The organism is Paenibacillus maysiensis (assembly GCF_000520815.1).
Lineage (GTDB): Bacteria > Bacillota > Bacilli > Paenibacillales > Paenibacillaceae > Paenibacillus > Paenibacillus maysiensis.
In genome coordinates, this window is record NZ_ASRY01000208.1 from 46,566 (window position 1) to 56,486 (window position 9,921).

General features: G+C 44.1%; 14 protein-coding genes. 6 read left to right on the forward strand and 8 right to left on the reverse strand.

The genetic code is table 11. The annotated features are described in order from the left end of the window. Positions 1-28: 28 nt before the first annotated feature. The 5 genes from L696_RS0115000 to L696_RS0115020 all read left to right on the forward strand — a co-directional run bounded on the left by L696_RS0115000 (position 29) and on the right by L696_RS0115020 (position 6,156). Positions 29-1,825 carry a sensor histidine kinase gene (locus L696_RS0115000; protein ID WP_025684370.1) on the forward strand — a complete coding sequence of 599 codons (1,797 nt, stop codon included), beginning with the start codon at positions 29-31 and terminating at the stop codon, positions 1,823-1,825. Next, entirely contained in the window at positions 1,822-2,889 is a 1,068-nt protein-coding gene (locus L696_RS0115005) for a response regulator (RefSeq protein WP_025684371.1), read from the forward strand. Before L696_RS0115000 ends, L696_RS0115005 begins: the two co-directional genes overlap by 4 nt. 239 nt (positions 2,890-3,128) lie before the next feature. Then, complete coding sequence (locus L696_RS0115010) at positions 3,129-4,409, forward strand: ABC transporter substrate-binding protein (protein WP_025684372.1); 1,281 nt, start codon at positions 3,129-3,131, stop codon at positions 4,407-4,409. 38 nt (positions 4,410-4,447) lie between these two features. Further along, on the forward strand, positions 4,448-5,332 hold the full coding sequence (locus L696_RS0115015; protein WP_025684373.1) for a carbohydrate ABC transporter permease: 885 nt from the start codon (positions 4,448-4,450) through the stop codon (positions 5,330-5,332). Continuing rightward, the gene (locus tag L696_RS0115020) at positions 5,329-6,156 is read left to right on the forward strand and encodes a carbohydrate ABC transporter permease (protein WP_025684374.1); all 828 of its coding nucleotides are present in this window, start codon (positions 5,329-5,331) and stop codon (positions 6,154-6,156) included. Before L696_RS0115015 ends, L696_RS0115020 begins: the two co-directional genes overlap by 4 nt. 44 nt (positions 6,157-6,200) lie before the next feature. Here the strand turns inward: L696_RS0115020 and L696_RS32750 are convergent, their stop codons facing one another. From L696_RS32750 to L696_RS0115050, 7 genes are all read right to left on the reverse strand, one after another. Further along, a complete protein-coding gene (locus tag L696_RS32750) occupies positions 6,201-6,275 on the reverse strand; it encodes a sortase B protein-sorting domain-containing protein (protein WP_155985402.1) in 75 nt (24 codons plus the stop codon). A gap of 64 nt (positions 6,276-6,339) precedes the next feature. Beyond that, positions 6,340-6,726 (reverse strand): hypothetical protein, encoded by a 387-nt coding sequence (locus L696_RS0115025; RefSeq protein ID WP_025684375.1) that lies wholly within the window; start codon positions 6,724-6,726, stop codon positions 6,340-6,342. 252 nt (positions 6,727-6,978) lie between these two features. Continuing rightward, positions 6,979-7,257, reverse strand: coding sequence for a hypothetical protein (locus L696_RS0115030; protein ID WP_025684376.1), 279 nt, complete (start codon positions 7,255-7,257; stop codon positions 6,979-6,981). Between the two features lie 17 nt (positions 7,258-7,274). After that, positions 7,275-7,847, reverse strand: coding sequence for a hypothetical protein (locus L696_RS0115035; protein WP_155985400.1), 573 nt, complete (start codon positions 7,845-7,847; stop codon positions 7,275-7,277). Between the two features lie 121 nt (positions 7,848-7,968). Continuing rightward, a complete protein-coding gene (locus L696_RS0115040) occupies positions 7,969-8,253 on the reverse strand; it encodes a hypothetical protein (protein WP_155985401.1) in 285 nt (94 codons plus the stop codon). A gap of 96 nt (positions 8,254-8,349) precedes the next feature. Next, positions 8,350-8,613: a hypothetical protein gene (locus L696_RS0115045; protein WP_025684379.1), complete on the reverse strand. Its 264-nt coding sequence runs from the start codon at positions 8,611-8,613 to the stop codon at positions 8,350-8,352. A 13-nt stretch (positions 8,614-8,626) separates the two neighbouring features. Then, a complete protein-coding gene (locus L696_RS0115050) occupies positions 8,627-8,896 on the reverse strand; it encodes a hypothetical protein (protein WP_025684380.1) in 270 nt (89 codons plus the stop codon). Between the two features lie 211 nt (positions 8,897-9,107). Here L696_RS0115050 and L696_RS0115055 point away from each other — a divergent pair, with 211 nt between their 5' ends. Next, entirely contained in the window at positions 9,108-9,551 is a 444-nt protein-coding gene (locus tag L696_RS0115055) for an AbrB/MazE/SpoVT family DNA-binding domain-containing protein (protein WP_025684381.1), read from the forward strand. Between the two features lie 64 nt (positions 9,552-9,615). Here L696_RS0115055 and L696_RS0115060 read toward each other — a convergent pair whose 3' ends face one another. Beyond that, positions 9,616-9,795 carry an aspartyl-phosphate phosphatase Spo0E family protein gene (locus L696_RS0115060; RefSeq protein ID WP_025684382.1) on the reverse strand — a complete coding sequence of 60 codons (180 nt, stop codon included), beginning with the start codon at positions 9,793-9,795 and terminating at the stop codon, positions 9,616-9,618. Positions 9,796-9,921: the final 126 nt, after the last annotated feature.

A 9,921-nucleotide genomic window follows, 5' to 3' on the forward strand; every position in this document is an offset into this window, starting at 1 on the left:
ATATGGCTGAACAGAGGAGAGCACCACTATGCCAACCCGAGTAGTCCGCTGGCTTCGGACACTGACGGCCCCGTATCGACGCAGCATTCAGCTCAAGCTGATTTTGACGATGATCGTCCTTTCTGTGCTGCCGGTTATTGCCGTCACGGCGCTGGCTGCGGAAAAAAGCAGAGCGTCGATGGAAACCGAAGTGGTGGAGACGAATATGTCCAACATGAAATGGACGGGGATCTATGTCAGCGACCAGTTAGATCGTCTGAACCACCTGATTTACAGTATTCAGATCAGCCCTGATCTGAGCGATTATTTGAATGAGCGTGAGCCTGACAACCTTTCCAGCCAATTTAATGCGCAGCGAAAAATGCTCAATACGTTGGCGAATGTATATTATTCGGCCGGGAGCCATGTGATCGGCATTCAGCTCTATTTGAAGCAGCCGCAAACGCTGTTTACCTTCAATGGTATGCAAAATGACATTACGACGGTGAACGGTATACCCCCTCAGTATGCCGAGATGTGGAAAGCGAATAAGGATTATTCGATTCGCACAAGCCATGCTGACCCGGAACGATTTACACTGACGCGCAGTATTCGGCGTTTTGAAGATCAGAAGCAGACGGGAGCTATTTCGCTGGATGTGCTGTGGTCCCAATTCGATCAGACGCTGGGTTTGCTGGGGCGGGGAGACCAGCATCAGGTTTTTATTACAGATTCAGATGGAAAGGTGATGTATCCGTCGCAGGTCCACCAGTCGCCTCCTGCGGAGGTACTGACAGCACTTCGGGATGCTCAGCCAGGACCGGGAATGATCAAGACTGCCGGTAATTATGTATTTTATAATGATTTGGATGTGGTGGGGCTGCGGCTGGTCAAAATCGTACCGACTTCCTCCATTAACCACAGCGCTTTTTCGACCATGCTGTACGGTATTATTATCGGCGGGATCTCCATATTGGTTTCGATCTGCATTGCTGTTTTTATTGCCTGGCGTACTGCACGTCCGATTGTCCATTTGGCGCGTTCGGTGCAGGAGCTGGATATGATCAAGGGACCTGCTGGAGAACCCAGTACACGCCCAGATGAGATTGGGTTGCTGGAAAGAAGTCTGCATGGCATGGCAGGACGAATCCGTGAGCATATCCAGACGGAATACAGTATGAATTTGCAAAAAAAGACGGCTGAGCTAAAAGCGCTCCAAGCGCAGATTCACCCCCATTTTCTGCAAAATACGCTGCAAATGATCGGGAGCATGGTATTTTCCCAAAAGCCGGAGGACACGTATGAGGTGATTCGGTCGCTGAGTGAGATGTTCCGCTACGTGGTTCGGGAGCCGCAGGATATGGCCTCTTTACGCGCGGAAATTGACCATGTAGGCCACTATATGCGCATTCAGCAGCGGCGGTTTCCGCAACGACTGGTATTTCAGGTGGAGACGGATGAACAGGCGCTGGATGTTCGTCTGCCCAAGCTGTCGCTTCAGCCGTTGCTGGAAAATGCGTTTCAGCACGGTCTGGATCGTAAGGCTGGAGCATGGCGGGTGGGAATCCGGGTGGAGATTATGGAAGAAGACATATGCATTACAGTCTGCGATAATGGTAGCGGCATGGCACCCTACAGACTGGAAGAAGTACAAGCACGGCTGGAACATGCATCGGAGGAGCCGATCTGGGCGCAGGGTAGCCATATCGGCTTAAGCAATGTGGCTTCACGGATACGGATGAATTTTGGAGTGAATTACGGGGTGACGATAGACAGTGAGCCGGGAATCGGTACACGTGTCACTATCCGCATTCCATTTACATCAGCAGGGGAGGAAAAAGGATGATCCGGGTATTAATTGTCGACGATGAGCCGTGGAACCGGGATATTCTAAAGACGTTCGGCGCATGGGAAAGACTTGGAATGTCGGTGGTTGGCGAAGCTGAGGACGGAGATGAGGCGTTCAGGCTGGCCGGGGAATTATCCCCGCAGATTGTGATTACCGACATGCGCATGCCGGGCGCGGATGGAGTGGAGCTGCTGCAAGCGCTGAATAACCATTTTCCCGATATGAAAATCATTGTCGTGAGCGGCTATGACGACTTCGCGTATGCCAAACATGCCATTCGGTACAAGGCCGTCGATTACTTGCTGAAGCCCGTCAATCCCGTCGAGCTAAATGCAGTACTGCTTAAATGCAAAGACGATCTGGAGGCCAAGGCAGCGGAACAGCAGCAAGAGGCGGCGGAGCTGGACTATGAGTTCTTCCACAAGCTGTCCCGGTATAAGCAACTGCTGCGACTTTATTTTAATGAGCTGAACCGGGAAGGCGTACAAATGACCTGCAAGCAAATCTTGCAGGAGCTGGAGAGCTACGGGGAACCCGGTCCGCATATGCTGGGCAGGCTGGTGCAGGAGCTTCTTTCCCAGCTTAAAGAGCTGGCGGTGACCAACGGGCTGGATGCGCCCACCACCAAGGCTGGATTTCCGCTTTCGCAGGACACGCTATCCTCTGCGGATCGTGCGCTGGAGTTCGTGTCGACATGTTATGTGCAGGAGCTGGAGCAGCTCATTCGACAGCGGAAGTATAAGAACAAGCTGAATCTGGAGGAAGTTCGTCGCTATATGGACAGCCACTTTGCCGAGCCGACTACACTGGAGCAACTGGCGAAAAACTTTTTTGTCAGCAAGGAGTATATGAGCAAGGTATTCAAGCAGGAGTATGGTCAAAATGTAACGGACTACATCGTACAGCGGAGAATGGAAAAGGCGCGGGAGTGGCTGGCAGATAAACAGATTTCGATTAAAGCGGTGGCGGAGATGGCGGGATATGAGGATGTATCGTATTTCTACCGGGTGTTTAAAAAGCATTTTGGCATGGCGCCCGGTGAAATGAGAAAAGAGCAATGATGTAGAGATGTTAACAGCCGTAGTTTAAAAAAATCCAACCCAACAGGCTAATGGTGTCCAATGGCAGAAGTGGCCTCCCATCCTATAATGAAAGCGTATACAAAACAAGTAGTACAAAGGAATTTAGCCTCTATGGAGCTTTAAGCGTCATCAGAGGTAAAGACGGCAGTAGCTGCTTTGAGTAACAACGGATTTCCAGTGGGTCACAGTTATTTTCAAAATAGGGGAGGTCATTTTGCATGAAATTATGGAAAGGTGTATTGAGCACGATGCTGGTTGGCACGTTGTTGGCCGGGTGTGGAGCGAATTCTTCAGGTAGTGACAGCAGCGGTTCCGGTGGAGACGGTAAAACGGTTAATCTCAAAATGTTTATCGCACAGCCCCGTTTGAAGGAGCATTACGATAAATATATTAATGCGTTCGTAGCGAAGGAAAAGAAAGATAAAAATATCGACGTTACGGTCCAATTGGAGATGCCGCCTTCCGACAATGCCGCACAAATTTTGAAGACAAGACTTGCATCCAACGATGCGCCGGATGTGTTCGCCCTGCATGCAGTGAATGAAATTCCTCCGTTTTATAAAGCGGGATATTTGGAGGACTTGTCTGGTCAGCCGTTTGTCGGCAAATTGCTGGATAGTGTGAAGCCTTCGGTGACGACGAAAGACGGGAAAGTCGTGGCAGTTCCTTTGGAAACGATTTCATGGGGGTACTTGTACAATAAAAAGATATTTAAGGACCTGGACTTGAAGCCGCCGGGAACGTTAACCGAAATGAAGACTGTGGTTGAGAAGCTGAAAGCGAATAATGTGAAGCCGTTCCTGCTCTCCTACAAGGAATCGTGGATTCCACAGCTGTTCGTGCCGCTGACAGCAGGTGCGATGATGAACACACAGAATAAGGATTTTATCGACCGGATGAATCAGGATAAGGGCTCTTTTTCCGAAATGAAGAGTATGTTCGATATTATTGATCTGGTGAATAGCAACGGTACAGACAAGGCGCTGGAAATTGGCGGGGATGATGGATCGGCGGCCTTTGCTGCGGGGAAAGCAGCGATGTGGATTCAAGGGCCGTGGTTTGCGGAAACGATTTTAAAATCTGATCCGAAGATGGATTTTGGGGTAGCCCCACTGCCAATCAATGATGATCCGAATGCGACATTGATCAATCTGTCTACTTCGACTTCGCTGGCTGTATCCTCTACAAGCAAGAACAAGGAGGTTGCACTCGATTTTGTAAACTATGTGTTGGACGACAAGGATTCCAGCGCGTTCTATGAATCATTGAAATTCAATCCAATCTCTAAAGTGCATACGTTCAAAAGCTATCCTTGGGTCAATGACGCTACTGAGTATGTGAAGGCAGGCAAGTCGTATCAAGATCCGTCCATCCCGCAAGCGGTCAAGGATGAGGCAGGCAAATCGCTGCAATCCTATTATGCAGGCCAGCTCTCGCAGGATGACGTGATTAAGGCGCTGGATAAGGCATGGAAATCGTATAACAAAGTAAACAAGTAACGGAAACCTATAGAAATACATCAGGAGGGGGAGACTCCATGCCCTTTAAAATCTATAAAAAATACGTGATGCTGCTGGCGTTTACCGCCCCGGCGCTGATCTTTTACGCCATCTTCCTGCTCATTCCGACGGTCGGCGGCATGTACTACAGCTTTACAGACTGGAACGGTTTGAATCCGAATTACAGCTTTATCGGCTTGGGGAACTTTGTGGAGGCGCTGAAGGAGGACCCGGATTTTCTAAATTCACTCTGGTTCACACTCAAATATGTACTGGTCATGATTGTACTGCAAAATGTGCTGGCACTGGTGCTGGCAGTGCTGATTGAATCACGTACGCGCACCAAAGGATTTTTTCGGACGATATTTTTTATGCCCAATATGATCAGTACCATTATTAGCGCATTTATGTGGACGTTCGTGTTTTCCTCCGTGCTGCCGCAGATTGCTGAAAAGACAGCTATCGCCTTTTTGGGCCAATCGTGGCTGGGCGATCCGAAGGTATCTTTCCTTTCCATCATTATTGTGTCGCTCTGGAATGGTGTCGGCTATATGATGATCATTTATCTGGCTGCGCTTCAGGGTGTACCGCAAAGCTTGAAGGAGGCCGCTATTATTGACGGGGCGAACGCGTTCCAGACTTTAAGAAGTGTGACGCTGCCGATGATTACTCATGCGATTACCATCTGTTTCTTCCTGACGCTGAACGGTGCCTTCAAGGTCTACGAGGTCGTCTATGGACTGACTGGCGGAGGGCCGGGGCGCAGTACGCAGGTAATTACGATGAACATTTATGAGGAGGCGTTTTCCAACAACTTCCGTTATGGTTATGCAAGCGCCAAATCCGTTATTTTGTTCGCCATCGTGCTGATCTTCACGCTGATCCAGTTACGTGTGATGAAGAAGAGGGAGGTGGAGGCATGAGTCTGAAAAAAGCTAATTCCTTGCTGATTACGCTGATCCTCTGCGTGGGCGCTGTAGTGTCCTTCTTCCCGATCTACATGGCGGTGATTAATTCCTTTAAAACGCAGGGTGAGATGTTCGCATCCTTTACGTCGCTGCCGACGAAGCTTCATTTTGAAAATTACAGTCAGGCTTTTCACCAGACCCATTTGCTGAATAGCGCCCTCAATTCCACGATTATTTCTTTTATCGGCATTGGCGGTATCGTGATCTGTTCGGCGCTGGCGGGCTACAAGCTCTCTCGTACACGAGGGAAAATGAGCAGTGCGATCTTCTTCCTGTTTGTCGCATCCATGCTGGTACCGTTTCACTCCATTATGATACCGCTTACACGGATGGCGAAAAATTTGTCCGTCCAAGGCAGTACGTATGGTTTGGCGCTGATCTATATCGGTTTGGGTGTGAATATGGCGATCTTTTTATATCACGGATTCGTTAAATCCATCCCGCGTGAGCTGGAGGAATCGGCGCAAATGGACGGCTGTAATGAGTTCCAAACGTTCTTCCGTATTATATTTCCTTTACTTCTGCCGATCACTGTCACCATTGCCATTTTGGATTTCCTGTGGATTTGGAACGACTTTTTGCTTCCGTTGTTGATGCTGACGGATGTGAATCATTACACCCTGATTCTTTCGACAAACATGCTGTTCGGGGAGTATAACAAGGACTGGTCGCTCATTCTGGCCGCACTTGTACTGACCTCCATCCCGGTGATCCTGATCTATTCGTTCTTCCAAAAATTTATCATGGAGGGCATCGCGGAGGGAGCGATTAAGGGATAAAGTGGGAAGCCTTCCTATAAACAAGGAAGGCTTTTTTTTCTGATTCAGCTTTTTTCTCGCCAACGTTTCAATAAAAAGATAGCAGTAATTACAAACAAAATTGCAAAGGCTACAATGATTCACCACTGACACGACTCCGATCAGTAGGACTGTTGTTATTATTGCAATTCTCACTTCGAGAAATTAGCTTATGATAAAAAATAAAAGCGTAATTATTATCAAAGTTAGATATATACTAGAAATCAGTTTTCCGATTTTAGCTCCAAATTCTTTAGGATTTTTATATCCAATGATTAAACTGGGAATAAAGAAAATACTGGATAGAAAAATGGTGTAGTGAAACCGAGTATTATCAACATTATTAGACCATGTGGGCAATCCTAAAAAGGAAAGCAACTGGTCTCCAAATATGTAATTGCCAAATTCAAAAGAAACAGCCATGCCAAGAAGAGCTAAAAGTAGTGAAAGTGTTCCCCAACCTATTTTTTTTTCGTTTTTTCTCAACAACTTAAAGATAATTAGTAAAATTGCAATTGTTTGTATGCTGTACGTCAATATTGATAAAAACATGAAGTACCTCCTTGAAGTATTCGCTATGTATTATTATATGAAGTAAAGTCGACAAACAATACTGGTGACCCTTAAAGATGTGTAGGAGCCACCAGTAAAAACTAATTTACGATATTGTTACATAATGAGAGCCAGCTACACACTTTCGCTGTATACTATCCCAATACCTTCAAGGAAAATAACTAAACTATATGTTCCAGAGCTTTGATTCCATGTTATACCTGCGGCAGAATCAGACGTTTACTGTATCAGCTATTTTTTTGTTTTATTATCTCTGCCTTTTCTCCAGCCATACAGGATGCGTCCAATAACAAGAGCAGAACCAAGCATAAGGACTGTAGTGTGCCAAGTCCACTCTTGTATGCCACTGAGAAAGACAGGAGTGATGCCTAACGCCAATCCGATCACTAATCCTATAATTGTTACTACATCAGGCGCTTTACTACCTTCTCCTTGTCTTTTCTTAAAGATATTAAATAGTATGTTGCCAGCAATGATTGCAATAAAAAGGACAAGTAAATATATATTCATTTAGTATGCCTCAGCTCTCAGTTACTTGTTACTTCGAAGTATCCGGGGTGAAAATTAATAGTTACACCTCTTCCGTAATCGTTAGCCTTCAAACGATTTAGCACCAACGAAACTCCACTACTAAGTATCACCGATGGTACGATTGTTCCTTGCAAGCCGGGGATTGCCGCAAGAATTGCAAATACAAATACAGAGGTGTCCCTTGTGTTTTCGATGGCTGTTATTTGTTGCTTTGTCTCAGCATCCGAGAGAGTTAATGCATACCCCCACCAGTACCAATTACCATACATATTCGTACCAATCTCTTTGTAGTTAGGGTTTGTGACAAGTTCCCCATTTTTTGTTTGCAGAATCCCATTTTTAAGTTGCTCATTTACAGATTCAACAGCTTTAGAGTAGTTAGTGAAAACCTTCTCACTCACCACAGATTTTGCGGCAGGATCAAGGACATAATGATCTCCATCCAGTTTTATGAACTTTTCAATATCCGTGATAGCATTACGTTGGAAACAAATTGATAATAGCCCACAATACCTAAGAAAATAATAACTAAAATAATGGTTAGAAGAGAGAACCCTACGATTTTCCAATTTTTTTGTTTATAGCTATTGGGAAGGTACAACATGAAGGTTATTGACCACCCATAGGTTTAAAAAGAAACAGAGAATAAAGATCGCTAAAATGGCTACGACAATGATTAAAATAGTTTTCTTATTCATTTTTTAAGTTAGACTCTAAAAACTCTATACCTTTCGCAGTAATACTTATCGACAATACTTCATCCATTCCTTTTCCGTCCATTGGTGTAATATCAATTAACCCCGAACATACTAAATAATGATAAGCTAAGTGGCGTTCGGTATTTCGTTCTTGATATATATCTCGTTTTGTACCAACTAAAGACGAACTCTCACCGCCAAACCAAAGCTGGTATAACTCTGCTAGTATATCTAATCTTAATTTTTTGCGCTCTCTCACTTGTTCGATATCTATCACCTTAAAATCCCCTTTCAATAAAATGACAATAGTCAGGAACATAGATGATTACATTATCTCTAATGTTCTGACCATTGTGATTTATAAAGTTTATACTTATTTCAATTCAATTTTATCTGGATCATTGGAAATAATAATTTTCGGATCATACGCTCTGGCGGTAGACCACTTTTGGATATTAGTTCCCCCTTGAGCGTGGTATATGTTTCCAGACAAGTAAACTCTATACGTTCCTTTTTGGTCAGGGTAGAATGTACGCTCATTATGTTCACCAGCACCGAGACCGCCTCTATAATTATAGCGTACGGTGTCTACTGTTTTCCAAGAATGTAAAAAATCTTCCCTGTATTCTAAGGTCATTATTAAGTCCACCTTAGTAATTACCTTGCCCGGATTTTTTATAGTCCCATTCAGCAAGTAGTCCTCCGTACTTCTGCACAGTCAGATCAACATAAGTGTCTGCTTTTTGCAGACTTATTTCTCCATTACCATAAGTCTCACTGGTAACAGTGGCAGGGTTATTTGACTGTAAAATACTACTACTGCTGGATTGTGTTGTTGTTTCTTGCGCTGACACTAAACCGAATGGCGCAATTGTAAGCAATAAGACCAACACAGCGAAAACGGAAAAAATTTTCTTCATCCTAGCACGTTCTTTTCTATTATTTGTATTACTAGACAACCGTAACATATATAAGGAATCATTTGTATAATTTTTTTGAATAAAATGTAAATTGATACTAAAGCATTATATTACCACATTTATCCTTTCGTTTATAAAATTTCTCTCACTAAAGGCATATATTTCTATCTTTATGAAAATAAGGATCATATGTCTTGGAGGGGTGTATACGTTGAATGATGCGATAATGAAAAGAGATTTAGATAGCCTAGGGAGAGTTGTCATTCCAGTGGAAATAAGAAATCGATTGGGTCTCAACAAGAACACAGAAATGGAGTTTTTCATAACTGAGAGCGCTATTGTTATGCGTAGATTAGAAAGTGAATCATGTCTCCTATGCGGGGAAAACAAACAACTCATTCGCTTCAAAAAATCTTATGTATGTATCTACTGTGCAAATGGCCTCAAAGGTAACCCAATCCCAGAAAATCAGCTACCCTCTACATCAGAAGATATTCAAAATGTATCTGATGCACAAATGGTTAAGCTTCTGCTAAGCCTCATGAAACAATATCCTGGTGCTTCCATGAAAACCTATGCGCAGCTATTGAAGATTTCACCAACTTATGTCTCACGCCTTAAAAGTAAGGCATCTGAAATAGATCCCCCTAAGTAAGACTAAGTGTTACAATAAATGGGCGAGAGACCTCATCACAAGTTTCTCGCCCAATCGGTTATATTTAAGGAATCGGATTTTTTTCTCTTACATAAAAATGGCGGTTATATTGATTGATGAGTTCGTCCAGGATCATAGATTGTCTTAGTACACTGGCGTGATCGAATCCGTATTTTGCTTGCAAATCATAGAGTTTTTGTCGAGCTTCCTCCAATTGTTGAGGAAAAATGTCGTCTCTTATCATAATATATCCCTCCTTTTCATGTTTTTCAGTTTAGAGAAGTATGTATAAAATTACAAAAAATAATAGTTTGTGATATTTTTTTGTATTGACCATGACGGATTGTAATATGAAGTGCGACACCTGCTG

Bases quoted from the DNA above. Each gene is read 5' to 3' on its own strand.
- L696_RS0115000 (WP_025684370.1), top strand. From the start codon at position 29: ATGCCAACCCGAGTAGTCCGCTGGCTTCGGACACTGACGGCCCCGTAT.
- L696_RS0115005 (WP_025684371.1), top strand. From the start codon at position 1,822: ATGATCCGGGTATTAATTGTCGACGATGAGCCGTGGAACCGGGATATT.
- L696_RS0115010 (WP_025684372.1), top strand. From the start codon at position 3,129: ATGAAATTATGGAAAGGTGTATTGAGCACGATGCTGGTTGGCACGTTG.
- L696_RS0115015 (WP_025684373.1), top strand. From the start codon at position 4,448: ATGCCCTTTAAAATCTATAAAAAATACGTGATGCTGCTGGCGTTTACC.
- L696_RS0115020 (WP_025684374.1), top strand. From the start codon at position 5,329: ATGAGTCTGAAAAAAGCTAATTCCTTGCTGATTACGCTGATCCTCTGC.
- L696_RS0115025 (WP_025684375.1), bottom strand. From the start codon at position 6,726: ATGTTTTTATCAATATTGACGTACAGCATACAAACAATTGCAATTTTA.
- L696_RS0115030 (WP_025684376.1), bottom strand. From the start codon at position 7,257: ATGAATATATATTTACTTGTCCTTTTTATTGCAATCATTGCTGGCAAC.
- L696_RS0115045 (WP_025684379.1), bottom strand. From the start codon at position 8,613: ATGACCTTAGAATACAGGGAAGATTTTTTACATTCTTGGAAAACAGTA.
- L696_RS0115050 (WP_025684380.1), bottom strand. From the start codon at position 8,896: ATGAAGAAAATTTTTTCCGTTTTCGCTGTGTTGGTCTTATTGCTTACA.
- L696_RS0115060 (WP_025684382.1), bottom strand. From the start codon at position 9,795: ATGATAAGAGACGACATTTTTCCTCAACAATTGGAGGAAGCTCGACAA.